Source organism: Cutibacterium modestum, from assembly GCF_008326345.1.
GTDB classification, from domain to species: domain Bacteria; phylum Actinomycetota; class Actinomycetes; order Propionibacteriales; family Propionibacteriaceae; genus Cutibacterium; species Cutibacterium modestum.
The window spans coordinates 587,644-612,738 of record NZ_BJEN01000003.1; the positions used below are offsets into that span (position 1 = coordinate 587,644).

The 25,095-nt window shown below is 60.7% G+C and carries 22 protein-coding genes and 3 pseudogenes; 11 read left to right on the forward strand and 14 right to left on the reverse strand.

What is annotated here, in order from left to right:
* Positions 1-135: 135 nt before the first annotated feature.
* From F1563_RS11160 to F1563_RS11195, 7 genes and pseudogenes are all read right to left on the reverse strand, one after another.
* Positions 136-336 carry a hypothetical protein gene (locus tag F1563_RS11160; protein WP_002528599.1) on the reverse strand — a complete coding sequence of 67 codons (201 nt, stop codon included), beginning with the start codon at positions 334-336 and terminating at the stop codon, positions 136-138.
* A 291-nt stretch (positions 337-627) separates the two neighbouring features.
* A pseudogene (locus F1563_RS14405) lies at positions 628-819 on the reverse strand (hypothetical protein); the annotation flags it as partial.
* 413 nt (positions 820-1,232) lie between these two features.
* On the reverse strand, positions 1,233-1,796 hold the full coding sequence (locus F1563_RS11175) for a hypothetical protein (protein ID WP_002528596.1): 564 nt from the start codon (positions 1,794-1,796) through the stop codon (positions 1,233-1,235).
* Positions 1,793-3,619, reverse strand: a complete 1,827-nt coding sequence (locus F1563_RS11180) for a PKD domain-containing protein (protein WP_002528595.1) — start codon at positions 3,617-3,619, stop codon at positions 1,793-1,795. Before F1563_RS11180 ends, F1563_RS11175 begins: the two co-directional genes overlap by 4 nt.
* Positions 3,620-3,930: 311 nt before the next feature.
* Positions 3,931-4,520 (reverse strand): annotated as a pseudogene (locus F1563_RS11185) (Maf family protein).
* A gap of 49 nt (positions 4,521-4,569) precedes the next feature.
* Positions 4,570-4,785 carry an acyl-CoA carboxylase subunit epsilon gene (locus F1563_RS11190; RefSeq protein WP_002528591.1) on the reverse strand — a complete coding sequence of 72 codons (216 nt, stop codon included), beginning with the start codon at positions 4,783-4,785 and terminating at the stop codon, positions 4,570-4,572.
* Between the two features lie 11 nt (positions 4,786-4,796).
* Positions 4,797-6,371 carry an acyl-CoA carboxylase subunit beta gene (locus F1563_RS11195; RefSeq protein ID WP_002528590.1) on the reverse strand — a complete coding sequence of 525 codons (1,575 nt, stop codon included), beginning with the start codon at positions 6,369-6,371 and terminating at the stop codon, positions 4,797-4,799.
* A 111-nt stretch (positions 6,372-6,482) separates the two neighbouring features.
* Between F1563_RS11195 and F1563_RS11200 the strand changes: the two genes are divergently transcribed.
* Together F1563_RS11200 and F1563_RS11205 are read left to right on the forward strand one after the other, a co-directional pair.
* A complete protein-coding gene (locus tag F1563_RS11200; RefSeq protein WP_002533883.1) occupies positions 6,483-7,322 on the forward strand; it encodes a biotin--[acetyl-CoA-carboxylase] ligase in 840 nt (279 codons plus the stop codon).
* A gap of 48 nt (positions 7,323-7,370) precedes the next feature.
* Positions 7,371-8,087 (forward strand): Type 1 glutamine amidotransferase-like domain-containing protein, encoded by a 717-nt coding sequence (locus F1563_RS11205; protein WP_002528588.1) that lies wholly within the window; start codon positions 7,371-7,373, stop codon positions 8,085-8,087.
* Here F1563_RS11205 and F1563_RS11210 read toward each other — a convergent pair.
* Positions 8,074-8,616: a PH domain-containing protein gene (locus tag F1563_RS11210; RefSeq protein WP_002528587.1), complete on the reverse strand. Its 543-nt coding sequence runs from the start codon at positions 8,614-8,616 to the stop codon at positions 8,074-8,076. The genes F1563_RS11205 and F1563_RS11210 overlap by 14 nt on opposite strands.
* Positions 8,617-8,728: 112 nt before the next feature.
* Here F1563_RS11210 and F1563_RS11215 point away from each other — a divergent pair, with 112 nt between their 5' ends.
* Together F1563_RS11215 and purE are read left to right on the forward strand one after the other, a co-directional pair.
* Positions 8,729-9,901 carry a 5-(carboxyamino)imidazole ribonucleotide synthase gene (locus F1563_RS11215; RefSeq protein WP_002528586.1) on the forward strand — a complete coding sequence of 391 codons (1,173 nt, stop codon included), beginning with the start codon at positions 8,729-8,731 and terminating at the stop codon, positions 9,899-9,901.
* Entirely contained in the window at positions 9,894-10,484 is a 591-nt protein-coding gene (gene purE / locus F1563_RS11220) for a 5-(carboxyamino)imidazole ribonucleotide mutase (RefSeq protein ID WP_002528585.1), read from the forward strand. Before F1563_RS11215 ends, purE begins: the two co-directional genes overlap by 8 nt.
* Positions 10,485-10,553: 69 nt before the next feature.
* Here the strand turns inward: purE and F1563_RS14925 are convergent, their stop codons facing one another.
* From F1563_RS14925 to F1563_RS11230, 4 genes and pseudogenes are all read right to left on the reverse strand, one after another.
* Positions 10,554-11,330, reverse strand: a complete 777-nt coding sequence (locus tag F1563_RS14925; protein ID WP_002528584.1) for a beta-galactosidase small subunit — start codon at positions 11,328-11,330, stop codon at positions 10,554-10,556.
* The gene (locus F1563_RS14930; protein WP_002528583.1) at positions 11,327-11,749 is read right to left on the reverse strand and encodes a DUF4981 domain-containing protein; all 423 of its coding nucleotides are present in this window, start codon (positions 11,747-11,749) and stop codon (positions 11,327-11,329) included. The genes F1563_RS14925 and F1563_RS14930 overlap by 4 nt, the downstream gene beginning before the upstream one ends.
* A 48-nt stretch (positions 11,750-11,797) precedes the next feature.
* Positions 11,798-13,551 (reverse strand): annotated as a pseudogene (locus F1563_RS14935) (glycoside hydrolase family 2 TIM barrel-domain containing protein); the annotation flags it as partial.
* Positions 13,552-13,729: 178 nt separating this feature from the next.
* Positions 13,730-15,007, reverse strand: a complete 1,278-nt coding sequence (locus tag F1563_RS11230) for an LCP family protein (RefSeq protein WP_443090029.1) — start codon at positions 15,005-15,007, stop codon at positions 13,730-13,732.
* A gap of 105 nt (positions 15,008-15,112) precedes the next feature.
* Between F1563_RS11230 and F1563_RS11240 the strand changes: the two genes are divergently transcribed.
* Positions 15,113-16,135, forward strand: coding sequence for a glycosyltransferase family 2 protein (locus tag F1563_RS11240; protein WP_002528580.1), 1,023 nt, complete (start codon positions 15,113-15,115; stop codon positions 16,133-16,135).
* Positions 16,136-16,137: 2 nt separating this feature from the next.
* On the opposite strand, the gene F1563_RS11245 is transcribed toward F1563_RS11240, so the two are convergent.
* On the reverse strand, positions 16,138-16,860 hold the full coding sequence (locus tag F1563_RS11245) for a TIGR03089 family protein (RefSeq protein WP_002528579.1): 723 nt from the start codon (positions 16,858-16,860) through the stop codon (positions 16,138-16,140).
* A gap of 76 nt (positions 16,861-16,936) precedes the next feature.
* Here F1563_RS11245 and F1563_RS11250 point away from each other — a divergent pair, with 76 nt between their 5' ends.
* The 5 genes from F1563_RS11250 (at position 16,937) to F1563_RS11270 (ending at position 24,154) form a co-directional block, all read left to right on the forward strand.
* Positions 16,937-18,013 carry a mannose-1-phosphate guanylyltransferase gene (locus tag F1563_RS11250; RefSeq protein WP_036958449.1) on the forward strand — a complete coding sequence of 359 codons (1,077 nt, stop codon included), beginning with the start codon at positions 16,937-16,939 and terminating at the stop codon, positions 18,011-18,013.
* Positions 18,010-18,726, forward strand: a complete 717-nt coding sequence (locus F1563_RS11255; RefSeq protein WP_002528577.1) for a hypothetical protein — start codon at positions 18,010-18,012, stop codon at positions 18,724-18,726. Before F1563_RS11250 ends, F1563_RS11255 begins: the two co-directional genes overlap by 4 nt.
* Before the next feature lie 174 nt (positions 18,727-18,900).
* Positions 18,901-19,158, forward strand: a complete 258-nt coding sequence (locus tag F1563_RS11260; RefSeq protein ID WP_002528575.1) for a WhiB family transcriptional regulator — start codon at positions 18,901-18,903, stop codon at positions 19,156-19,158.
* Positions 19,159-19,322: 164 nt separating this feature from the next.
* Positions 19,323-22,655, forward strand: a complete 3,333-nt coding sequence (locus F1563_RS11265) for a glycosyltransferase family 2 protein (protein ID WP_002528574.1) — start codon at positions 19,323-19,325, stop codon at positions 22,653-22,655.
* Entirely contained in the window at positions 22,652-24,154 is a 1,503-nt protein-coding gene (locus F1563_RS11270) for a DUF5719 family protein (protein ID WP_002528573.1), read from the forward strand. Before F1563_RS11265 ends, F1563_RS11270 begins: the two co-directional genes overlap by 4 nt.
* Before the next feature lie 5 nt (positions 24,155-24,159).
* On the opposite strand, the gene F1563_RS11275 is transcribed toward F1563_RS11270, so the two are convergent.
* Entirely contained in the window at positions 24,160-24,588 is a 429-nt protein-coding gene (locus tag F1563_RS11275; protein ID WP_007434001.1) for a metallopeptidase family protein, read from the reverse strand.
* 123 nt (positions 24,589-24,711) lie between these two features.
* Between F1563_RS11275 and F1563_RS11280 the strand changes: the two genes are divergently transcribed.
* Entirely contained in the window at positions 24,712-25,095 is a 384-nt protein-coding gene (locus F1563_RS11280) for a DUF3499 domain-containing protein (RefSeq protein ID WP_227431949.1), read from the forward strand.

Sequence of the window (25,095 nt, forward strand, 5' to 3'; positions counted from 1 at the left end):
GGTGTCATGACTCGCAACTAGTGCATAAAAAATGGTGGCCATGACAATTTCAATTACAGTCATCATAATAGCACCGATTACTTTAATTCTATGCTCTGTTTTCGTTGGATTTCCACGGGAAATAACGGCCCGTTCTCACAAGCCCGTGAGCCACCCGAGGGCAGGCAACACCAACGCGACAAGATTCATCTTTTCTTTCCTTGAAGGGTCATCCACAAACACACCAGGAATCAAAAGCACAAGTACCCAGGCAACCCCGATGATGGTGCCGATGATGAGGCCGTTGAGGGGTGCGCGGCGGTACTGATCGGTGGTCATGTTGTCGTGGATGCTCATCGTTGCCTTTCTAGAAGGGTTGGCGGTGTCTCAGTCTTAGTCTGGCTCTCGCTGGCGGCTGAGGTAATAGGAACACCGTGGCCATCCATGTTAGAAGTAGTTTCTCAAGAGCAGTGTCTTCGGTGGTGATTATGTCCGTACGGTTACATTCTCCGGCGCACCTCGCTAAAATAGCGCAGGTCATTAGAGCCCAAAGAAAAGGATTATCATAACTGAGTATAATTGAAACCACGCTGCCGCGGTTATGAAAAGCGTGACCACTGAAGCAATACTCATGATAAGAATAAAAGGGGCTTCACTGTTCTTGAGTCTGATTCCGATATCGCTGAGGGTTAGCCCAGCAAAAGGAAACACTGCTAACGAAAGCGGGAGCGGGCATATTGCTACTTTCGCGCTTCTAAAAGATATATGATCCGTAAACAGGAAAAATCCAATCAAAAACATGAGCACGCCAGCGAGGGTCGCAATAGCAGCGCCTATGATTTGGGCTTTGAGTCTCCGCTTCTTTGGGTCACCGTATTGCGTATACCCTCCGTTCCCACGGGTCTGTGAGTCACCCAATCAGAGGGAAAATAAACGACATGGTAAATACGGGGGATATTCCTTGGGAGCGAGGACTAGCGTTTTTCGCACATGAAGTATCACGAATACCGTAGGCCAGACAACACCAACAATGGTGCCGATGATGAGGCCGTTGAGGGGTGCGCGACGGTATTGCTTCTCGGTCATGTTCTCGTGGATGTTCATGATTGCCTCTTGTTGTCGGGGTGTCAGTAGGCTTGGTTTTGTGGCAAGTGTGATGCGGGTGTGTGGGGCAGGAGCATCGTGTCTGCCTTTAATTAGATAACGGGAGAAACTTCACACTCCTCAACATCTTCACTGAAAAGTGAAGACCATTAAAACTCAAAGAAAAAAGCCGCCTCTATGAAACTGAATATGAAAAACCACATCACCACAGATATGAATAGAGCGATCAGTGTGGCTACGATCATCTTGGCAAGAAAGTGATGGTCATCCCTTCTGAGGGTAATCTTTAGCGTGCCAAGAGTCCATCCTGCCAGGGAGAACACCGCTAGTAGAATGAGATAGTTTATGAGGGTTTCCTCGCCGTTGATAAACCTCAGAGTTGACAAGAAGCGCTCGATGGAACCCATAAGTACGCCAGCAAGAGTGAACATAGTCGCAGTGATAGCCCTGACTCTACGCTTTTGTTTCGTTACATCGTCGCAGTCGACAGCGGCTCGTTCCCACAGTCCGGTGAGCCACCCAGTCACAGGGAAAATAAATGACATGCCGAATTCAGGCGGGCAGAATTTAATATCTTGTCCTGCTAGGGGCGGGGTTATGAGGTATCCCAAGATCACGAGCGCCCAGAGTGCTCCGACGATGACACCAATGATGAGGCCGTTGAGGGGTGCGCGGCGGTACTGGTCGGTGGTTGTAGTGGTGCGGGTGGTCATCGTGGTGCCCTCGTGGTGGTGTGGGGGTCGCAGGCATCTCCGATACCGTCATGGTCGGTGTCGGTTTGGTCTGGGTTAGCGATGATGGGGCAGTTATCCCGGGTATCGGGGATACCGTCACCGTCTCGGGTGACTTGGATGGGGAAGGTGAGCGTGTCACTGGTGCCGGTTTGGTCGGTGATGCGTAGGTGTGCCCGGTATTTTCCGATCCGAGTGAGGATACGGGTGATCTCGGGTGTGGTAGTGGTCAGTTCGTAGTGCCCGTCACCGTTGAGGTCCCACTGCCAGTGCCGGATGTGTCCGATCGACGTGTAGGACGAGGAAGCATCCAGGCTCAACGGATTACCGCTGCGTGCCTGGCTTTGCCCGATCACAGCAGCACGCATCCGCACCCCAGGAACCCTCCCCAACTGTGCAACGCTGTCAGACGCGCCATTCGCACTCCTGGTTGCCTTCGACAGGAGAACATCATGGACCAGGCCAGCAATCTTCTCATGGCCAATAATATTCGGGTGATACCAATTATTCTTATCCCCATTTGGAAGTGACCAGGTCTTCCCGGTCCACCCTTGATCGCCAGCAGTCTCATAGAACTCGTTGATCCAGCGATAAGGATTGCTTAAATCAACATCAATAACGGACGGTTCGGGCTCGTGGGTATTGAACAAGCCCGTGGTGGGGGCATAGGCCACCTTGAGAGCGTGGGTGTTGTTCCAGGTCTTGATCGTGGCAGCCTGCCTGGTGCGGAATTCATCCTCGGCGGCCCGGACCTGAGTTGATGGCACGTCAGTCAAAGGGACATCACGGTCTGCGGGGACAAGGTAGGGGTAGCCGATCAGGACGACACGAGTGTGAGCCGGGTCAGTCAGCCGATGCTGGATATGCGACAACAATGTCACCGTGTTCGCCATCGTGGCGCCAAGCTTTTTACGTGCTGCGTCAACAGAGCCGCCACACTTAGCTGCTGACCATCCTATTTCTGCAAAGCAGTTCATGACGACGTCAACGAAGTCCAGGTCGTTGCCTCCAGCGGTCATGAGGACCACGTTGGTGTGGGGATCCATCTGATCGGCTTGGCCGACAATGTTGTGGTCTCCGGCAGCGATTTGGGCGCCACTCCAGGCCCGCACATCCGTCTGAACCGTCGTAGCAGCCCCGAATTCCTGATTCAACCGGCGGGTCAGTACTGAGCCATAATTTTTCGGACTGCGATATGACCCATCGCTAGGGGTAAAAAACTGTGTCCCGTTGCCTGCCGAGTATGAATCCCCTAGCACGGTCATCGTCATCAACTTACGGGGCGGTGGCGCAGGGGAGCCCTCTGGTGGATCGATTGACGGAACTTCTTTTCCGCCCAGGGTTACGCCCATCCAGGTGTCAACGCCTTTTGTTGGTTTTGCCCATAGATCCCAGGTTTTGTTGGCCTTTGTGGCCCAAGAGAACATCCAGTAGGTATTTGAATCCCGATCGTCGTGGATACCATTGACGGTGTCAATAAAACCTACCTCCGGGGAATACGTGATTCCCACGGCCTTGAGCGGATCCCTGAGTGCATCGTTAGTCCAGTTGCCACCCACATTGCACCGCACCAGGATCCCCGCCTTACCTGGCCAGTTATCCTTCTCCGTTGGGGTCGGATGTTTCGGATCTTTGCTGAAGTCCACGACGACCGTCTGCCCCTCATGTGCGGCATACGGCCCCTCGTGCCAGCCCGGAGCACCAGAGACTGACCCAGCCGCTTGGGCCGTTCCCGTCCCGGCTACAGCGCCAGCTGCTAACACCACCGCAACCAGCGGGCCAGTCCATCGTCTACACATCGTCATGGCTTCCTCCTAGGAAGCGCCCCGACCGGGACCCTTGTAGACAGCACAGGCGCTCATACGTCGGTGTCGACTCCGCAATCCGCGACGGAACCTCAAACCCGCCCCGGGCTAATCTGGTACTCCGACTCCCACACACCAACGTGGACACGGCTGCGCGACAGTGCCGGACTCCCACCGGCTTCCCCACACCACCCAGGCATCAACCCAACCATTGGGCCAGCAGCGAACACCATACACCCACACTGGCTCTCCCCTGTGGGTTGGGGCGGATGTCGATCATCCGGCTACACCATCTGAGCGCTATCTGCCCGTCAGCCCAGATGGCCACCCTTCGGGCCGTTCCACAGTGAGGACCACTCGACGTCGAGATCTATGAGCATCTGGCGTAGCAGGGGCAGGGAGATCCCGGTGACGTTATGCGGATCGCCGTTGATACGGGTGATGAAGGCGCCGCCCAAACCGTCGATCGTAAACGCCCCTGCCACCTTGGCGGGTTCGCCACTGTTCACGTAGGCGTCGATCTCAGCGTCGGTGAGGTCGGCGAAGGTGACGACTGTCTGCCCGACGCGGGTCTGCTCGCGCAATTGTCCCTCCGCAATGACCGTGACGTGATGGCCGCTCACCAGCACACCCTGGTGACCGCGCATCCGACGCCACCACTGCCGGGCACGTTCGGCAGTGTGAGGTTTGCCGAAGATGCGCCCATCAAGATTGAGGACGGAATCGCAGGCCACCACGATTGTCCGATCGGCAGGGTGTCGAGGGCCCCGGACTCGATGACTGAGTGAGCTTTGAGATGACACAGCCTCGCCGTCATGGTGATGGCATCTTCCCCGTGCAGACGCCTCTCATCAGCCCCCGACGCGATGACGACGGGCTCGATACCGGCAGAACGCAACATACGCAGCCGGGCCGGGGACTTTGAAGCGAGAACGAAACAAGTCGTCATGTCAGTAACGCCGCAAAGATCCTCGCCAGGCCGCCTGGCCGGGCATAAAAGGCTCACGGATGGTGCGCCAATACGACTTCCAGCCGAAGGCGATCGGCCGGTCGTCAGGCACGTAGGCATTCGGGCCGGGGCGAGTCAACTCGGCCAGTACCGCCACCAGGGCGCCGAGCTCTTCGTCGGTGAGATGCCCCTTCGTCACCGTGATCGCGTCGTCCATCCTGTTTTTACTCACAGTGGGATGTTCCCATGCTTCTTGGGAGGCAGGGCCTCACGCTTGGTGCGCAGTAGACGTAAGGTGCGAATGACCGAGGCGCGGGTCTCGTGCGGATGAATGACCTGGTCGATCCAGCCTCGCTCGGCAGCCTGGTACGGGTTCGACAACGTCGTCTCGTATTCGTCAATAAGCTCCTTACGCTTGGCCTGCGGGTCAGGATCGGTGGCAAGAGTGCGGCGATGCAGAATGCTCACAGCCCCCTCAGCCCCCATGACGGCGATCTGGGCGGTTGGCCAGGCCAAGTTGACGTCGGCGCCCAACGTCTTAGACCCCATGACGATGTAGGCGCCGCCGTAGGCCTTGCGAGTGACAACAGTCAATAACGGCACGGTGGCCTCAGCATAGGCATAAATGAGTTTGGCGCCGCGTCGGATAATGCCGTCGTGCTCTTGCTCGACACCGGGCAGGAAGCCTGGGGTATCAACGAAGGTGAGCACCGGGATGTTAAAGGAGTCGCAAGTGCGTACGAACCGGGCGGCCTTCTCAGATGCGTCAATGTCGAGAGTGCCGGCATTGACCATCGGTTGATTGGCGATGATGCCGATCACGCGGCCCTCAATGCGTCCGAATCCGCAGATGACGTTGGGGGCGAAGAGTTCGTGGATCTCCAGGAAGGTGTCCTCGTCAAGTACGGTCGTGATGACTTCGTGCATGTCGTAGGGCTGATTCGAGGAGTCCGGGATGAGGACGTCAAGCTTGCGGTCGTGATCGGTGATCGTCAGGTCAGCCTCACCGTCGTCGTAGAACGGCGGGTCCTCAAGGTTGTTCTGCGGCAGGTAGCTGATGAGATCGCGGACGAACTGAAGAGCATCGTCCTCGTCAGTGGCCAGGTAGTGGGAATTGCCCGACTTGACGGAGTGGGTGCGTGCGCCGCCCAGTTCCTCCAAAGAGACGTCCTCACCAGTGACTTGCTTGACGACGGCTGGGCCGGTGATGAACATCTGTGAGGTCTGGTCGACCATCACGATGAAGTCAGTGAGGGCGGGGGAGTAGACGTGGCCTCCGGCCGCCGCCCCCATAATGATGGAGATCTGGGGGATAACACCGGAGGCTCTGGTGTTGCGGCGAAAGATGTCGCCGAAACGGGCTAGGGAAGCCACACCTTCTTGGATACGCGCACCGCCACCCTCGTTGATGCCAATGAGCGGACAGCCGGTCTTGACGGCGAAGTCGATGATCTTGCAGATCTTCTCGCCGTAGACCTCGCCGAGAGATCCGCCGAAGATAGTGACGTCCTGGCTGAACACGCAGACCGGGCGGCCGTGGATCGCGCCGACGCCGGTAATGACGCCGTCAGTGTACGGACGTTTGTGGTCCATGCCGAAGTTTGTGGAACGGTGACGAGCGAACTCGTCGAGCTCAGCAAAAGAATCCTCGTCGAGCAGCCGCAAGATGCGCTCCCGAGCGGTCATCTTTCCGGCGGCATGCTGCTTTTCAATGGCCGAGGGGGATGCGGCATTGACGGCCTCGTCGATCCTCCGACCAAGGTCGGCGATCTTCCCTGCCGTGGTGTGGATGTCGATCTCCATATGCCGAGACTATCTGTCTGGGGTGAAGCACGTGGTGCTGAACCGATTTCCGAAACACCTGAATTCGGTTCCACACATCGGCAGCCGTAACTCCTCGGATAGTCTTCTCGGGTGCCTGCCACGCCTCCAGCCAATGCCGAACGCATCGTCGAGCTTGCGGGGAACACCCTTTTCACGGAGCCTCGCGGGGGAGGAGTTGTCTGTATTGACTCCACCGGCTCCACCAACGCCGACATGGCTGCTTTCGTCCGAGCAGGAGGAACCTCCTTTCGTCTGCTCGTTGCTGACCACCAAGAAGGCGGGCGTGGACGGTTCTCTCGTAGCTGGCAGGATGTCCCCGGTACGAGCCTGGCACTTTCGGCGCTGGTGCCCAATGATCGTCCACCGCAGGACTGGGGCTGGTTGTCGATGGTCGCGGGGCTTGCCGTCGCCAAAGTCATCGAGGAGGTCGGCGGGGCCAACCGTTCCCGAGTGACGTTGAAGTGGCCCAATGATGTGCTCGTGGACCTGGGCACTGACCATGGCGGCAAGGTGTGCGGAATTCTCTCGGAGCGCGTCGACGGTCCCGCTGGACCCCACGCCGTCATCGGGATTGGAATCAATGTCTCCATGGACCTCAAAGAGTTGCCCGTGCCGACGGCGACGTCTTTGGCGCTGTGCGGGTTGAATCACGACAAGAATGGGTTGCTGGCCAACCTACTCGTACACCTTGGCGAGCTGCTGACGGTGTGGTTGGACGCCGGAACAGTGCGAGATCAATATGTGGCGCGCTGCGACACTATTGGTACTCCGGTTCGTCTGACCTTCGACCCGGACATCGTGGGTGGCGGTGAAAAGGCTGTTGACGGTATCGGCGTTGACGTTGACACAGACGGCGCCATTGTCGTGGAAACCTCTAACGGGCGTCGCAGCTTCAATGCGGCTGACGTCAATCATTTGCGGACGACGTGAGTTTTACCACCGCGCCCTGAGCGTTCCCACCATCTAGACTGGCTGACCATGACGACCCACATCCTGGCTCTTGGTGGTGGCGGCTTCTCGATGTCGAATCGCGGTGAGCCCACCGCCCTCGACCGCCACATCCTTGACCTGTCTGGAAAGTCTTCCCCTCTGGTGTGCTTTGCACCTACCGCAGCTGCTGACGATCCGGTTTACATTAACCGCTTCCTGGCTGCCTATTCAGCCCTCGGTGTGCGCAGCATGGTGCTGACCCTGTGGCAGGGGGCAGCGGAGTCAGTGGAGCGTCTTTCGCAAGCTGACGTCGTTATCTCTGGTGGTGGATCAGCCGCCAATCTTGTGGCGCTGTGGAAGATGCACGGGGTCGACCACGTGATCCGTCGCATGATCGCAGCTGACAATGACGTTGTTCTCGCCGGTGTCTCTGCTGGCGCAGCGTGCTGGTTCTCCGGGTGCCTGACCGACGCTTTTGGGGACCTGCGAGCCTGGCGTGGCGGTATGGGTCTGCTGGACGGGTCGTTCTGTCCCCACTTCGACGGTGAGTCCGAGCGGGCGCCTATCTACGCCCAGGCTGTCGCTAACGGGGTGCTTCCTGGCGGGTATGCGGTTGATGATGGGGTTGCGGTGCACTTCGTCGACGGAATGTTCACTGGGGCGGTCGCCGAGCATGAAGGAGCCGAGGTGTCAAGGTTCTCTGCATCCGAGGAGCCGACGTCGTCGGGAGTCCTGCGCGAGGAACTCGACGTCACCGTGCTGTGATCGACTCCTCGCAGTAGTCGTCGCTCAGGTATGCGCTGTACCCGCCATATTCGCCGTCTGTCAGGTCCGTGAAAAGGTCAGCGACTCGACGCACCCCGGGGACGTCGTTGAGTACCATCTGGCCGGACGGGGTGGTGAGGATGAGTTTTCCGCACCCCATCATCCGGTCAAACACCCCGGCTTGCCACGACACATCGATGAGGCTATCGATCATGACGTCGTGGCCGCGTCGAACGACGACACCGTGACGCAGCATGACACGGCGGTCGGTGATCGTCATCGTCGTCGTGAACCATTTCAGCCAGGGGGCGAGGGTACCGACAATGATGATTACGGCTGCGATAGCGGCAACGATCGGCCAATACTGTGTACGCATATCGGTCGGCATGATTCCAAGCAGAGCAGCCGCCCCGACGACTCCGACAAACCCCATGACGACGGGCCAGAAGAGACTTTTGGCGTGACGACGAGTGTGCACGAGTACCGTCTCGTCACGGTTACGCCTCAGCGGCTGTCCGATTCGCACCATGTCTCCAGTATGGACGATCCGTGCCGTGAGGTGATCGCGTGTGCCAGGCCGCCGACGGTGACTCTGAGTCCCGCCCCTCACGGTGGGCGTCGGGTGTTCGGTGACCATTACGATGAACGTCGTGACGTCCTACACCATCGGAATCATTGGCGGCGGGCAGCTAGCCCGCATGATGCATCAGGCTGCGATCGGATTGGGGGTACGCACCCGCCTGCTGGCTTCTGACCCTGACGAGTCTGCGGCCCAGGTGATGTCTGACGTCGTCGTTGGCTCCCACCTCGACCACGACGCCGTCATGAACTTCGCTGCCGGGTGCGACGTCGTGACCTTCGATCACGAACACGTACCAACCGTCCTCGTTGAGGAAATGGAACAGGCCGGCTACGCCGTCCGCCCAGGGTCGGCTGCCATGGTCCACGCCCAGGACAAGGTTGTCATGCGCGAATTTATGGCGCGCGAGGGTTTCCCGAACCCCGCGTGGAAGGTGTGCGACACCCCCGATGACCTTGTCTCTTTCGGTAATGGCCACGGCTGGCCCGCCATTGCGAAAACGTCCCGCGGCGGATATGACGGCAAAGGAGTATTCAAGATCGACGGCCCCGATGGTGTTGGCGAGCCTTTCGACGCCGCGGGGGGTCTGGCCGACGGCAAGCAGCCGATTCGCATTCTCGCCGAAGAATTCGTTGATTTCCGACGCGAACTCTCCGCGGTCGTCGTGCGCTCCCCGTCGGGCCAAGGAGCCGCATACCCGGTTACCGAAACCATTCAGCGTCACGGAGTATGTGCCGAGACCATCAGCCCAGCCCCTGACCTGTCCTCGGACCGCCAAGTTGAACTCCAGACCATGGCGCTCGACATCGCTGGACGCCTCGACGTCGTCGGAGTGCTGGCAGTCGAGTTGATGGAACGCGAGGACGGATCCGTCGTTGTTAATGAGCTGGCGACCCGCCCCCACAACACTGCCCATTGGACGATCGACGGGACTGAGACAAGCCAGTTTGAAAACCACATGCGAGCCGTGCTTAACCTGCCGCTCGGCTCACCGGCCTTGACCGCCCCCGTCGTCGTCATGGCCAATGTTCTCGGTGGGTCCGAAGAGGACCTGACCGGGGCTTTGCAACATTGCTTCGCTCGTGACCCAGAACTTCGCGTCGAACTGTACGGGAAGTCCGTCCGGCCCGGACGCAAGGTCGGTCACGTCACCTGTCTTGGTAATGACGTTGAGACGACTCGTCGCCGGGCCCGCCATGCCGCCGCCTACCTCATGGGAGAATACGATGCCTGAGACCACCGCCAACAGCCGTAAGCCGCGCCGAGGCAAGAAGGTCGAAACAGCGGCCGTGGCGGCACGTCGACTAGCAGGCGACGCCAGCGGCCCCCAGGTGTCGATCATCATGGGCTCGGACTCTGACTGGCCGACGATGGAGGCCGCAGCGCAGATGCTCACCGATTTCAATGTGGGGTTTGAGGCTGACGTCGTGTCGGCCCACCGCATGCCTGAGGACATGGTCGAGTTTGGTCGAGGCGCGCACGAGCGCGGTATCAAGGTGATCATCGCCGGTGCCGGTGGCGCTGCCCATTTGCCGGGTATGGTCGCTGCACTGACCCCGCTGCCGGTTATCGGAGTCCCCGTGCCGCTAGCCCACCTTGACGGTATGGATTCCCTGCTGTCCATCGTCCAGATGCCAGGTGGTGTTCCGGTGGCGACGGTCGGCGTCGGTAATGCGAAAAACGCCGGTCTGCTAGCGGTGCGGATTCTTGCCGCATCCTCCCCCGAACTGTGCAAGGCCATGGTCAAGTATCAGTCCGATTTGCGCGATGCGGCTGCGGGTAAGGGCGAGAACGTACGCCGCCACTCCCGTCCCTGAGCGGTTGTCGAGAATGTCTTGCTGAGATGGCCCAAGACCGGTGATCCTGGGCCATCGACGACCCGTCCGTTAGACTAAGGACAGGGTTAGTGACAGGCCAACCGGCTGGGCGTACAGCCGATGAGACATGATCGGCATCGGGCCGCAGGACGTCGATCCAAGCGGCGCCGAGACGGCATCCAAGGTAAGCCAGGTGTGCCCGTCCGGCTCCAACTCCCAGGTGTGGGCGGCATTCATCAAGGCCTGTGACGTCCACGGTCGGGCCGCGAAAGCTGGCCAGTTGCCGTCCGCAGTGAGCCGCAGACCGCCGCTCGAACCGCTGATCGTCAATTCGTGGATTCCCTGACGAAGACCGTTCTCCTGGGGCATGACATAAGGGGTTTGCAGGTCAGCTACCTCCCCATTCCATCGTCCCCAGATGGCGGCGTGCTGAGAATCGGGGTAATTCTCGGCCGGCCCGAGTCCGAACCACGAGACGTGGGTCCACTCTGCGGGTAGGCCCATCGTCACGCCAATACGCCCGAGCATGGCCGGCCAGTGTCCGTGTGGATCGACGTGGAGGTCAAGATGGACCCCTTCGGAGCCATCGTCGGTTTGAACTGCGCGCCAACTCCACGTCGTTGTCATGGAATTGCTGGTGGCGGCAGCAGCGCTACGAGTAACGACGACCAGGTCGTCACCTTCGTCACGTACCGACATCGTGGTGTGGACGAGCCGGTCGAGACCAGCCGCGAGCGCCACGTCACCAATATTGGTGCGGGCCAGTGAGCTAGCCCGGTCGTTGTCGATGGGGGCACGGAAGAGGTCAAGGACAGGAGCGACCAGGCCGACCCTACCCCATGTCACGAGGCGACCACGGTGGTCGAAGTGTGCCGGCCCGAGACCCCAACCATGATCGTCGCGGCGCGGCTGTGATGACGCCGGAAGGTGGGGCGCAGGCGTGGTTTGGGAGCCAGCAGAGCCGATGTCCGGGCTACAACGTGACCGGCCGGAGCCCAGAGAGTGTTCTCAAGCAACCTTGCCTCTACGACGACAACCATCCGATCGGAGATCTCGTCAGGAAGAGGCACGCTCCCAGTCCAGGCGCGGTGGGCCGCCAGGGCACCGACTTCTAAGACTCCCGCCTGGACACACTCACCGTCGTCAAGGAGCTGCCACCTGAATTCCAGGTCGGATAGATCTGCGAAATCACGTCGATTAATGACATCGATGCCGGTACCACCGCTCAGCTGCTTGCTGTCGACCTCGATGCGTACCGCTCCCATTGTCGCTGTAAATTCCCGCAGTCCTGGGGAGGGCGCGCGATCGGGCGTGACGAGCCCATCACAGACGAAGTTTGAATCGTGTAGGGCCTCGCCAAAATCGCCCCCGTAGGCATAGCCACGTCCAGCTTCGATGCCGTGATCGATCCACTCCCAGATGAATCCGCCATGCATGCGGTCGCGGTGGAAGTGCGGGTCGAAACAGCGCTCCTCGTAGTCGGCGAGCTCCCCGGGACCGTTGCCCATCGCGTGGGCGAACTCGCACATGAGGAACGGCAGCTCGAGCTCGCGTCCGGTCTGTGGAGCAGGCTCAGCCCCGGGCATGACGGTGCGGTCACGCACGGCTTCGACCCACTCCATGGACGGATACATGACCGTCCACACATCGCAGATGGTGTGGGCGTCGTCCCCCCCTCATAGTGGGTGAAACGGGACGGGTCACGATCCTTGACCCACTCGTTCATGAGGCGAATACCTTCACCACAGTGGGACTCATTGCCCATCGACCAACCGATGATGGCGGGATGATTCTTGTCGCGTTCAACAGTGCGCTGGATGCGGTTGAGTAGGCAGTCGTAACAACGGTCGTCGTCGGTCGGGTTGCCGTCCCAGCCGCTGCATTCAAAACCGTGGGTCTCCAGGTCGTTCTCAAGGATCACCCACATGCCGTATTCATCGCACAGATCAAGGAAACGAGCGTTCGGTGGGTAATGCGAGGTGCGAATGGCATTGACACCGTGGCGCTTCATGAGCTCGAGGTCAGCGCGCATCGTCTCCTCGTCGAGGGTTCGCCCAGTGCGCGGATGCCATTCGTGGCGGTTGACCCCGCGGAAGACGATTTTTCCCCCGTTGACGGTGATGATGTCCCCGTCAATGGCGACGGTCCGGAATCCGATCTTCACAGTGACGGTCTCGGTATCGGTGGAGACAGTGGCGTCGTAGAGCCTGGGAGTTTCGGCGGTCCACGGCTGCACATCGGGAATCGTCACCTCGGTATTGCAGGTGGTGGTGACGGCGAGTTCGGGAATGGTCACAGTCGCGCCGTCTGGTCCGTCAATGAGGAGTTTGGCGTCACCCTCCCAAGCGGCGTGGACGAAAAGGTCGTCAATGCCGCCATGAGGCCTAGCCAGGAGGGTGACTTCGCGGAAGATGCCTGACATTCGCCACATGTCTTGGTCTTCGAGGAAGGTGCCGTCGGACCATTGGCTGACGGCCGCAGCGAGCACATTGCGGCCAGGGTGCAACTGCGCGGTGACGTCGAATTCGCTGGTCAGACGCGAGCCCTTAGTCCATCCCAATTCGGTCCCGTTGAGCCAGACACGGGCAAAGGAATCGACTCCCTCGAAGCGCAGCAGCACTCGCTCGGCGTCGGTGAAGTCCTTTCCAACTTCGAAGGTGTGGCGGTAACACCCGGTGGGGTTCTCATCGGGAACGACGACGTCCTCGTCTGAGGCGGGAATCGGGATGGGGTAGTTGACGTTGAGGTAAGCCGGGCGGCCAAAGGGCGCGTCTCCGGCTGGGTCGACCATCTGCCAGCAGGACGGCACGGTGAGGTCGACGAATTCGTTGTCGTCGAACTGGGGATCGGTGAAACCGGTTGGTGTGTCGCAGGGTGAGTCGACCAATTGAAACCGCCAGATTCCAGACAGGTCGAGGGTGGGGGCGTCGGTGTGCAGATGAGCTTGGGGAGCTATCGGACCGTGCCAGGGGATGAGGTTCGTCAGGGCATTGTCGAGGCCGTACGCGGTGTCGGCATTGGCAACCATGGCACTAACCATAGAACGCTGTGATGAATAGAACGCCATGATGAAAGCGTGTACGTCGTGCTCGCAAAGCGCAGATGCTGGCAGCGCCCGACTATAACCGATGTGAGGACGGCGACCCCAGCCTCAAGGGCGGTCGAGTAGTGCGGCGGACCCGTCATCTTGGGGGCGCTGAGGTTGCCGTGGGCTTTCCAGCCAGAGGGCTGCATAGAGATAAGAATCAGGACAGTTCGGTCACCTTTGAGGTGTCGCCGTTGCGCAGTTCGTCCCACAGCTGAGCGGCCTTCTTGGTGTTCCAGAGCACCGACGATCCGGCTGACGTGTACGCCGAGGCCGTCGAGACCGGAACGGTCATCTTGATTCCGTCGTTTCCGGAGACCTTCATGAGCCCCCGGGCCGTCTTGAGGGCAGTGAAGGTCGAGGTGTCGCTGCCGAGCGTTACCGCTCCCGAGGCGGCCATATTTACTTTCCAATAGCGCACCGGGTTGATGAAGGTCCACGGGCTGAGGGCCTTCTTAGCCACCTGGGAGGCTACCTTCTGCTGCCTCTTGACGCGGCCTAGGTCTCCCTGCGCGTCGGCTTTACGCATACGCACGTACCCGAGGGCCTGGACCCCATCGAGGTCCTGAGTGCCGGCGGGAAGGTTTGTGTGAGAGTCCTTATCGACCATCGGCTTGTCGAGGGTTACTTGGACCCCGCCGACCGCGTCGACCATCTGGACGAACCCGCCGAATCCGATCTCGACGTAACCGTTAATGCGCAGATCAGTGGCCTTCTCAATCGTCTGAACGAGCAACTTTGCTCCGCCAATCGAGTAGGCGGCATTGAGCTTGTTGTGACCATGTCCGGGAATGCGCAGGAACGTGTCACGCGGCAAGGAGATCAGGACATTCATGCCTTCGGGTGGCATGTAAAGCAGCAGCATGGTGTCGGTGCGTAGACCGGCTTCGGTGCCGGTGCCGAACTGCTTTTGTTGCCTGGTCGTGAGGTTCTGCCGCTCATCGGTGCCGACCAGTAACACGAGGGTGCCCGGATGGTCTGCGCCTCGCGGCCCGTCCGGGGTGGCGTCAACCGTTCCGGTATGGCTCAGGGCATATGACGGCACCGCGACGAGCCACACCAGCCATGCCAATAACAACACCATGAGGACCCTGAAGGGGTGCCGACGCCGGCGAAGGGGGCGGCTCACGTCCTGCCGCCGCTGTGGGGCCTGACGTCGTGGGCGTCGTTGGCTACCGGATCGGTACAGATCGGCAGTAGGACGCCGGGAGGGCCACGGTTGTGAGGGCGGCTGGGAGGAGACGCGAGATCTATGGTGACGTGCCTGGGGACGCCCGTCGGCCCGTGGACGACCGGTCCCACTCACGGATGCGCGGCGCGATGGGTTCACCGGATCGATACGGGTGGCGTCATTTTCGTCAACCTCGTATAGCCAGTCCAGATCGGACTGACGAGATCGCTCGTCGCGGGGACCGCGCCCAGTGCCTCGATAAGACATGAGCTCTACCGTAGTCGCAGGTCCGCCCAGATCTGCGATGATGATAGGGCGAGTCCTGTGGACCGCAGGATTCACAGGCTGTTCAGACCTGGCACAATAGCGTGCATGTCGTCATACCTCGCGCCCCCGGTCAGTGTTGTCATACCGGTCAGGAACGAGGAGCGGTATCTCGAAGAATCGGTTGCCGGGGTTCTTAACCAGGGCTATCCGGGTCCGATGGAGATCATCCTCGCTATTGCGCCGAGCACTGATCGTACCGCCGAAATAGCTCAAGGTTTGACCACCCGAGATGAGCGCATTCGGGTGATTGACAATCCGGACGGCACCACTCCCAAGGCCCTGAACCTTGGTGTGGCCGTATCTCAGTACGACATCATCGTGCGCGTCGATGCTCATGGTGAGCTTGGCCCGGAGTACATCGCAACCGCCGTTGAACTGCTGGAGCGTACTGGCGCGGCTAATGTCGGCGGGATTATGGACGCGAAGGGGCGTACTCCCTTCGAGCGAGCTGTGGCGACGGCTTATACCTCTAAGTTGGGTTTGGGTAGCAGCGCTTTCCACCAGGGAAATGCGCCGGAGGGCCCGGTTGAAACGGTATTTCTTGGCGTCTTCCGCAAGGCGGATCTTGTGGCCGCCGGTGGTTTCAGCCCGGAGTTCGACCGGGCTCAGGATTGGGAGCTCAACTACCGGTTGCGTCAGTCTGGACGCGAAGTGTGGTTTAGCCCTAATCTCCGAGTGACATACCGGCCTCGCTCTACCGTCAAGGCCCTGGCGAGGCAGTTTTTCCGTACAGGCCAGTGGCGTCGCGAGGTCATGCGTCGCCATCGCGATTCGGTGAGTCTGCGGTATTTGGCTGCTCCTATCGCCGTCACGGGAATCACGGTGGGAACCGTCTTTGGTCTCGTTGGGGCCGTTCAGGCGGCCAAGGGAAAAACGCTGAAGCGCTGGCCGCTGGTCGGCTGGGCAGCCCCCCTGGGCTATGCCAGCATCATCGGAGTCGGGTCAGCCGCCATGAAACGTGAGTTGGATCCCGAGGTCCGGGCCCGTCTGCCTATCGTATTGGCGATCATGCACATGAGCTGGGGGGCTGGATTTCTCGTCGGTTTGGGCGATCGCTCACACGACTGACCTCATACCTCGGTAGCGTCCTCCTGGGCTGCGATGGTAGTCAGATCGTCGGCGGACTCGACGAGGACTAACGACCCACCACCCAGGAGGCAACTGGTAAGGGTCGTGGCCACGAGCTCGCCGCCACCGAAACGAATTCGGTCAGGGGAGAGCAAAACTGGCTGGCTCAGTGGCACCAGGCCGAAGAGCTGTTCCCCGGTCCATTTCTGGCGCCCCGTGAGCCATACAGCGTCGGCAGCGGCAGGACGCGCTGCAATAAAGTTGTCAGGGCCGGCGAGAACCTCGGCATTGTCGATGGCCCCTGGCAGCAGGGTCCTGCAGGCGGTAGCGAGGGGTGCCAGACTGCACTGGATGAGGATATCGGGGGAGTTGACGGGGTTGGCGTCGGGGCCAATGACCTCTACTGCTGCCTCGTTTTGTCCAGTCAGATCTACTTGGAGTCCGGCCCACCACGAGGCCAGAAGCCATACGCAACTTGTCCAGTGGCCGGGGCGGGTATCACATACTGAAAGACGGGCGACATCACCGGGCTCGACTTCCTCGGTATCGAGTAGGTGAACCGATTTTGTGACCCACGTCAGCAGGGTGCGTGCTGACAGTTCACCGCGGTCTGTGCCGTGGTACCACGTCAGTAGTGGCAGTGCTCCTGCGTTCTGACTGCGCCGCCATAGGCCGGTTAGAGGGTCAGGGCTGCGGGTTGGGGTCGGTCGAGCAAGGGTTACCATGGTACCCATTGTGAAGGATGAGACGCTGTGGTGGGTCTATCGCGGTTACGTCGTCGGGGATGGATACTCTGTCGACATGCAACACGTCCTCATCCTGGCCGGAGGATCCGGTACTCGCCTATGGCCGTTGTCTCGCCAGGGGGAGCCTAAGCAGTTATTGGAACTTATTAACGGGGTCAGCCTGCTTCGGATGGCTTATGAGCGGGTTGCTGGGTTGGTGCCCGATGCCAACATCTTGGTATGCACGGGCGCCTCGTATGCCGACGCCGTCGCCAAGCTATTGCCGGAGGTTCCCGTTGAGAACATTCTGGGCGAGCCGGTGGGGCGTGACTCCCTCAATGCCGTGGCGTGGTCGGCTGGCATCATCGCTGACCGTGACCCCGAGGGCGTCATGGCCGTCGTCACTGCTGACCACGTCATTCGTCCTGTCGACGATTTCCGGGCGGCCTTGCAGCACGGTTTTAACCTCGCCAACGCTGACCCCACCGCTTTAGTGACTTTCGGTGTTGTCCCCACCGAGCCCAATACCGGATTCGGTTACCTCCATCGAGGTGATTCGCTGGGGCTGGACCCGCGTGCCTACCAGGTACTCGAATTCGTCGAGAAACCCAGCATCGAGGTGGCCCGCCAGTACCTAGATTCCGGCGAGTATTGGTGGAATTCCGGCATGTTCGTGTGGCGAGCTGCGACCTTGTTGGACTGCTTGTCTCAACTCAAACCACAGACCCGTCGGCAGGTTGATAAGTTGGTCGCTGATCCGTCCCGATTGGCTGAGGTTTACCCGCTTATGGAAAAGGTCTCGGTCGATATCGCGGTCATGGAACCGGCATCCCATGGTGGATGTGGTGTTCATGTTGCAGCGATTCCGTTGGAGATCCAGTGGTACGACGTCGGTTCTTACGAGGCGCTGGCCCCGCACCTACCTGACGATGGGAAGGGCAACAATGTGACTGGACTAACGGTATCAGTTGACTCAGCCAGAAACCTGCTGATCAACGACCGTTCTGACGCCGTCCTGGTCGTTGCAGGCTTGCACGACATGGCCGTCGTGAGTACCGATCGTGCCACCCTAGTGGTGCCGTTATCTCAATCGCAGCAGGTCAAGGATGTGGTAGCCGAGGTTGCTACCCGGGCAGGAGGGCGATACGCGTGAGGAACGCCCGAGAAATTCGCGAACCCCTCGCGTGGACAGTCATTGTCGTCAGTGTTGGGTTCCTCATTTCCTTTGTTGTGCGCGTGGTCATGATGCTGGCTCACGATCACAGTGGGCTCTTCGGTATGGCTCGGAGCTTGTCTGGGAGCTCACTGGGAATCGGCATGATTCTGTTGCTGCTGGCGACAGTTTTGGTGTGCAGGTTTATCCGTCCGGCGACGCCGCGTGCTGAATTGCTCGGCAAGATATCTGCCCTTGTTATCGCCACGGCAGCTGGATTTGACCTCGTTCTCGCTTTGCTGTCACCAATCCATGGACCCGGTGGGACATTTGGGGCTGTCTTGGAGCTATTTGGGGATCTTTTGGCGATTGCGATCAAGGTCCTCATTGCCTGGGTCTTATTGGTGTTGACGAGGCCCGAGGCCGTCTCGGCTAAGGATGGCGAAGATCCCGGGGAAGAACCGAAGGTTGCGCAGGATGACTCCGCTGGCCAACTCGTCTCCGCCGGTGATTCTGAGGTTCCGGTTCGCGACGACGCATTCAGCTGGCCTGAGGGGGTTGGTGCGGTGTGGACGAGGGCTGGGGACGCTGCGAGTGGTGTCGGGGCGTCGTCATGGGATCAGGACGACGCTGGCCGCAGCTGGAGGGCGGAGGCATCAAGCAATGACGCGTCGGGAAGTGACTCACATGAGACGACGGGTGACCAGACATAGTTGTGGTTGGCTTGAGTGCGGTCCACTCTGAGGCCATAAATCGATCACATTTGGCGGCGCGACACGCCGCTCGTTACGGGGTTTTTGCGAGAAAAAGTCGCGCGGTGAATCTCACGCGTGTAGTTTGTGCATCGGCGCGGAACCCGCCGCGTCTGATCTCGAGGAGCTTCCCCCATGGACGAGATTTTGACCTTGCTTGCCGGAGGCGGTGACGATGAGCCGGAGTGGCATGACAAGGCATTATGTGCCCAGACCGATCCGGAGGCGTTCTTCCCTGAAAAGGGTGGGTCCACTCGTGAGGCCAAGCGCATCTGTGAGTCCTGTGAGGTCCGCCAGGAGTGTTTGGAGTACGCCCTCGAGAATGACGAGAGGTTCGGAATCTGGGGTGGACTGTCTGAGATGGAGAGGCGCCGACTGCGCAAGCGGGCGTGACCTGGTGTCGGGCCGCGGTTATTTCGGCAGGACCCGGTAGAATTAGAACCCGGTAGAATGCCCTGTCTGTCCGGGATATCTGTCTGCATGATGCGGCATGCGATGATCGCAGACGTGGCGTGCATCCCGTGCTCCATGACGTCGACGAACAGGTGGCCTGCTAGGTGAGTGACGAGACGTACTCTGCGGAGACCGGGCCCGACGTGGGCCGCCAGTCTGACCGCGGTGGTGCTCCCCGCACCGCGGAGGGACTGACTGACTGGACTATTCCTGTCATCTCGTCGGTGCGCGCTGATCCGGAGGATTGGGCGTGGGCTCACGAGCGACGTAAACCAGCAGACCCTGACATCACGGCCGACCAGGTCGCGGCTATCCTTCTCGTGCATCAAGCGGCGGGTTGGTTGCCGCGGACCCTCAACGCATTGCGACGTAGTGGTGAGCGCGCCGAAGTACAGATTGCCGTCGATCTTGGCTCTACGGATGGTTCCTCCGAGTTGCTCCTGGAAGCTGTGGGCGAGGGGTTGCTGGAAGAGTGCGTGACGGCTAGCGCGGATACCCCCCCCGGTGATGGCATTAGCCTGGCGATCGACCGACTCCCTGACGATGTCACCCATATCTGGATCCTGCACGACGACGTCGAGGTGCGTCGTGATTCGTTGACTTGCATGTTGCGGGAGGCTTCGCGCAAGCCTCACCCTGACGTCTTGTACCCCACATTGCTCAAACCGGCTCGGCATAATTACCCGGAGTTCATTGATGAGCAGGGGCAAAGTGTCAGCACCGGCGGTACTCGTGTTCTGCCGGTCGTCGACCGCGGAGATATTGACCAGAAACAGGCTGATCCGGGCCCGATCCTGGGCGGCTCGACGGCTGGCATGTTCATCCGGTTGGACGTGTGGCGCCGCCTTAGTGGTTTCGACCCAGCACTTCCCCTTTTCCGTGACGGCGTGGACTTCGGCTGGCGCGCCAATGAGGCGGGTCTGGTCGTCCGCACTGCGCCGAGCTGCACCATTCATCACCGCCAAGCGGGTCGAGGGTGGCAGCGAGAGTCGCATATAGCCCCCCGTCCGGACGTCACCGACCGTCTCGCAGGGATGCGAATGGTTGCAGCCCGGACCGGTCACCCCACTCGCACGAGTCTGGCCCTCTTGTTGGTTAGCGTGTGGCGTTTTCTCGTCCTCATGGTGGGCAAGGCCCCCGCGCGTGCTGCCGACGAGTGGCGGGCCGGGTGGCAGCTGTGGCGGTCACGCTCGGTTGCACGCGAGATGTCGAGGCGCCTGCAAGATTTCCATGCGCAATGCGATCCTGATGATCTCGAGAACACCAACCGTCTCATTCCAAGCCGACGCAGTGTCTGGGCTCGGGCAGTCGACCGTTACGCCGGGGACTTGTCTGACCGGATCCACCCGTGGCGCCATGAGGATGGGACGACGATCGATGATCTCACTGGCGACGACTTCACCGTCCGTGACCACCATTCTGTCGTTAACCCGCACACCGTGATGGTCAGCCTCATGGTGGTGTTCGGGCTCATTGCCTGCCGCGGTCTTTACGGGTCAGGCAAAGCGACCTCGACCTGGCTCGCGCCAGCGCCAGACGGGCTGGCTGGAGCATGGCATCGCTGGTTGACCGCTGTTCCCGGCATGTCTGGGGGAAACGCACTGTGGCTGGCGTGGCCAGCTTTCGGCTCAGTGTTGACGATTGGAAAGCCGGAAGTTCTGGTCCGGATTCTGCTCGTCGCGGCTCCGTTGCTCGCGGCGATGTCGGCACATCGACTGTTTCGTCGGGTACTCGGCCTTGGTGCGACGACGGTATTGCTCGCGACCTTCTGGGGCTTGCTGCCTGTCCTCACTGGTGGCCTGGCCCGAGGCTCGGTGACAGCGCTGGCACTCGGGGTGATCCTTCCTCATATGGCCCTGCACACCTGGCGGTTGGTCAATCCCGACACCGTAGACGTTGCCGAGTTGCATGGTGCCAGTATTGGCAACCGCCAGGGCGGGGGAGTCTCCTCGGCGGGTGGTCTGGCTCTCTGGTCAGCCCTGGCTATTAGTCTTGTTCCGGCTTTGTGGGTATACCCGGTTGTGGTGGCCATCGGCGTCCTTTTGGGCCGCCCTCGGCGTCTGCTGCTCGGTGCCATTGTTGTACTGGGGCCGCTGCTGGTCATCTTCCCGTGGATTCCTCGGCTCGTGGCCGATCCTGGCCGCATGGCGACCGGGGCAGAGCCCCTGCTTAGCCCGGCTGTTGAAACCCGTGCCGGGCTGTGGCTATTGGTGGGTCGCGCGATTGTTCCTGGGACTGCTCCGACCGCGTTCACCGTGATAGCGATGGTCCCGTTGTGGATTGCTGCGCTGTGGGCGATCTGGCGCCTCGTCATCGATCGCTCCGCGTCCATCGGGTCTTTGACTGGTCATCGTCGTGGCCGCGTGCTGGCCCTCATCATCGTCTACCTGCTGTGCCTGGTTCTCGCTGGTGTGGCGTCGCGCACCTTAGTCACCGTCTGGAATGCGCAGGTGCATCCCGCTATCGAACCGTGGCAGTTGGTGGGCGTCGGAGTGCTCCTGATCCTTGTCGCAGCTGCCCGCCAGTCGGCCATGTTGAAGCGTGCCGAGGCGGACCATCTGCCCGACGACGCATCCCCGACACTGGGCGAGCTGCTTGTTGGGGTGGGCAACCGATGGTTGCCATGGGTGTTAACGGTGTCTGTGGCTGCCAGCGGCGTCTGGTGGCTTGTGGGGGGCGCTCGTGGCCCGATGTCCACAACTGATGCCATGCGCCCGGCCTATGTCACAGCAGTCGAGAGCTCTGCTCGCCACACCCGCACCCTCATGGTGAATGTGCATGGTGACGGCGCCCAGTGGAACCTCGTTGACTTCGATAACCCGAGCTGGGGCAGCGGGGAGCGTCCAGAAATCTCTGCGGACAGCCGCATCGCTGATTCGGCTGCGGACCTTGCCCTTGCCGTGGCGACCGGAGCTGTCCCAGACGATCTGGCTGATCGCCTGTCCGGTCTGGGAATCGGTCATCTGTGGCTTCGTGGTGCGGGTGCCGACGTCGTGTCCCAGGTGGGTAATGCTGCAGGTTTGTCTGCCGTGAATACGGATTCCACCACGACGGTGTGGACCGTCGATGGATCTCCCTCGCGGGCTCTGTTTAGAAGCCGTGGTGGCGATCAAGTTCCTGTGGCCAAGAAGGTGTCTAAATCAGGAACCGTGACAATCCTTGAGCCCCGTGATGATCGGTGGAAGATCGAGGTAGGGGGCACGCGACTGAGTCCGGTGTCGCGCCACGGAATCGGGGAGTCCTACCAAGTTGGCTCGGCCCGCGGTGATCTGACATGGTCGATGCCGACCCAGGGATGGGCCTGTGCCATTGAACTGGTTGCCCTCCTCCTTTTGATGATGCTGGCCGGACCTCAGGCCGCTCCGCACAACCGCACCGCTGCTCCCCGCCGATCCGTGCTTGACCGTAAGCCTCGCCGTCGTCAGGAGGAGTCATGAGCGATCGCCCCCGCCGCGCCCTCGCAGATGACGAGGAGCCCAAGGAGATTCCCGAGATTCGACCCGTCGGCGATAGCGCAATCCCAGCGCGTCGCGCGGTCGATTCCGATGATGTCAGCGACCAGCAGCCGGTTCATGTTGCCCGCGCCATGACTCAGGGCCCTGAATCCGACGACCACGATGCGACACCCGAGGCGAAGTCCGATAAGAAGGCCGGGCACCACTGGAAGGGTCCGGTATGGGCACTAGCCTTGGCCGTCGCGGCGGTCGCGATCTCCCTGGCCACCTCAGCGATTCCTTATACCCAGCGCTCTGCCCCGAAGGCCCAACTCATCTCCTCGGGACGCACCCTCGTCTGCCCTCCCTCCCAGGGGAAGGCCAGCCTTGCCGCGGGGTCCTTGGCGGGAAAGTTACAAGTTGGCACCTCGATCGAAGAGCTCTTTGATACCGCAGTGCCGGTAGTCACAAAGATCGACACCTCAGCGGGTTATATCCGGTCTACAGCCGGGCAACGTCGGCCCTCTGGCTCGGCGCTATCTTCAGAAGCGGGCATGACGACGTGGGTGCCGTGCGTGGGTGCGGCTACGGGAGGAGTAGTCAGCGTCACGAACCCTTCGACCTCCGACCTGGTGGTGGTTAACCCGGACACCCGGGCAGCCACCGTCGACGTCACGATGTTGGGTTCAAAGGGAGAAATTGACACCGCCGGGATGCGAGGGATTCGTGTGTCCCCGGGACAGACCAAGGTGCTGCCGATGTCGGTATGGGACAACGACACTACCCCGGTGACCGCCCTTGTTAACGCCCGCGAAGGACGAGTTGTCGTTGGCGCCCGTACCTGGGCCGATAAGGGCCGCGAGACGATCGCGATGGCTCCAGCAGCTAAGACCCTCTTTTTGCCAGCCGTCCCCGCCAAGGTATCGACTGCAACCCTCATCATTTCGAATCCCGGCACAAAACGGTTGAGTGTGTCAGTGACGGCGCTGGCCGGACGTGGGTCCTTTACCCCTGACGGAGCCGACGAGATCGATATCGATCCCCGATCCACCATCCAGGTGGACCTGTCGAAGGCCTTAGCAGGGGAAGGCGTCGGGCTACGTTTGTCTGCCGATGACCCGGTTATTGCCAGGTTGTTTGCTCAGGGCAAGCCTGGCACCACCGATTACGCCATGGTCAGCCCGGGAGGGTCGAGCAAGGTGCTGGAGCAAACCGTAGGGGCGGCTGGAACCCTTGAACTGTCCAACCCGGGACGGGAGGCTGCCACCTTTTCTGGCGAGTTGACAGGCACTAGCGGGAAGAAGACGGTGATCGAGGGCACGGTTCCAGCTGGGTCCACCTGGTCGGGGAAGGTCCCAGCAGCTGGCCACCTGCACATTGTTGGGTCGGCTCCGCTTATTGGCGGGGTAGTATCTGCCAGCGGTTTGGCTGTCCTTCCATTGGAGGTCGCGACGACTACGACGAACGGTCGCAGCGCTGACGTTGATCCTCAACTGCGGTGACGGTTTTAGTCGTCGATGCTGGGATCGATTGTTTCTACCGGGGTGCCAGTCAGTGCTGAGAGCTGTTCGACCAGGGTGCGATGAACAAGGATGGCTAACCCGCGCCTGCTGGCTGTCCGCAACTCGAGGGGTCGTCGATAGATAACAACCTTGGCGGGGGATTGGTCGCTCCTATCGACGGCAGAGGATAGCGGTACCCGCCCTTCCGTCCAGTCCGGCATGGTCGGGACGTCTTCGGCCCCAACGACGACGTTATCGAGGATTCCTGGGCATGACATCCATGACATCTGTACTTGCTGAACAGCCTGCGCCAGACAGGCTGTGAAGAATTCGGCGTGGGTGGGGTCAATGCGGTCGATGCGTCCGCCGTAGGAGCGAGGCAAGACAACTGGCCCACGCTGGCCACGGCCATGACGGTTACGACGCTTGGACATGCCGCCACTGTATTGCGGTTGGCAACAGAGTGCGATCAAGAGCGGTTCTGCGGTGTACCGCAGGAACATGTGTCTTTGTGGCGTCCGCGTGGCAACTGTGTGAGTACCAGTGTGTGGCGTACCGTGCCCTGGGTGAGAGAGTGCATTCGCCCCGGATGTTCCCGGCCAGCGGTCGCGACGCTGACCTACGTCTATGCCGAGCGCACTGCAGTTCTCGGGCCTTTGGGGCCTAGCCGTGAACCCGGCGCCTACGACATGTGCGCCGAACACGCCGAAACGCTCTCGGCGCCGATGGGATGGGAAGTCATCCGCCTGCCCGGTATCGACAATCCAACTCCAGACCCGCCAGCCGATGACCTGATGGCACTCGCGGCAGCGGTACGAGAGGTGGGAATGCTCGCGGACGAGGCCGTACCTGAGCCTGACCCCGCCTCGGTACACGTCTTAGGCCGGCGTGGCCATTTATCCGTCATTACGGACGCCAGCCGTGACGCCCCAAGCCACTAG

What these genes read in the sequence shown, in the direction of transcription:
- F1563_RS11250 (WP_036958449.1), top strand. Translation starts at nt 16,937, where the DNA reads ATGCAACACGTCCTCATCCTGGCCGGAGGATCCGGTACTCGCCTATGG.
- F1563_RS11275 (WP_007434001.1), bottom strand. Translation starts at nt 24,588, where the DNA reads ATGTCCAAGCGTCGTAACCGTCATGGCCGTGGCCAGCGTGGGCCAGTT.
- F1563_RS11270 (WP_002528573.1), top strand. Translation starts at nt 22,652, where the DNA reads ATGAGCGATCGCCCCCGCCGCGCCCTCGCAGATGACGAGGAGCCCAAG.
- F1563_RS14930 (WP_002528583.1), bottom strand. Translation starts at nt 11,749, where the DNA reads ATGGGAGCGGTACGCATCGAGGTCGACAGCAAGCAGCTGAGCGGTGGT.
- F1563_RS11175 (WP_002528596.1), bottom strand. Translation starts at nt 1,796, where the DNA reads ATGACCACCCGCACCACTACAACCACCGACCAGTACCGCCGCGCACCC.
- F1563_RS11205 (WP_002528588.1), top strand. Translation starts at nt 7,371, where the DNA reads ATGACGACCCACATCCTGGCTCTTGGTGGTGGCGGCTTCTCGATGTCG.
- F1563_RS11180 (WP_002528595.1), bottom strand. Translation starts at nt 3,619, where the DNA reads ATGACGATGTGTAGACGATGGACTGGCCCGCTGGTTGCGGTGGTGTTA.
- F1563_RS11215 (WP_002528586.1), top strand. Translation starts at nt 8,729, where the DNA reads ATGAACGTCGTGACGTCCTACACCATCGGAATCATTGGCGGCGGGCAG.
- F1563_RS11210 (WP_002528587.1), bottom strand. Translation starts at nt 8,616, where the DNA reads ATGGTGCGAATCGGACAGCCGCTGAGGCGTAACCGTGACGAGACGGTA.
- F1563_RS11245 (WP_002528579.1), bottom strand. Translation starts at nt 16,860, where the DNA reads ATGGTAACCCTTGCTCGACCGACCCCAACCCGCAGCCCTGACCCTCTA.
- F1563_RS11240 (WP_002528580.1), top strand. Translation starts at nt 15,113, where the DNA reads ATGTCGTCATACCTCGCGCCCCCGGTCAGTGTTGTCATACCGGTCAGG.
- F1563_RS11160 (WP_002528599.1), bottom strand. Translation starts at nt 336, where the DNA reads ATGAGCATCCACGACAACATGACCACCGATCAGTACCGCCGCGCACCC.
- F1563_RS11230 (WP_443090029.1), bottom strand. Translation starts at nt 15,007, where the DNA reads ATGTCTTATCGAGGCACTGGGCGCGGTCCCCGCGACGAGCGATCTCGT.
- F1563_RS11195 (WP_002528590.1), bottom strand. Translation starts at nt 6,371, where the DNA reads ATGGAGATCGACATCCACACCACGGCAGGGAAGATCGCCGACCTTGGT.
- purE (WP_002528585.1), top strand. Translation starts at nt 9,894, where the DNA reads ATGCCTGAGACCACCGCCAACAGCCGTAAGCCGCGCCGAGGCAAGAAG.
- F1563_RS11260 (WP_002528575.1), top strand. Translation starts at nt 18,901, where the DNA reads ATGGACGAGATTTTGACCTTGCTTGCCGGAGGCGGTGACGATGAGCCG.
- F1563_RS11190 (WP_002528591.1), bottom strand. Translation starts at nt 4,785, where the DNA reads ATGGACGACGCGATCACGGTGACGAAGGGGCATCTCACCGACGAAGAG.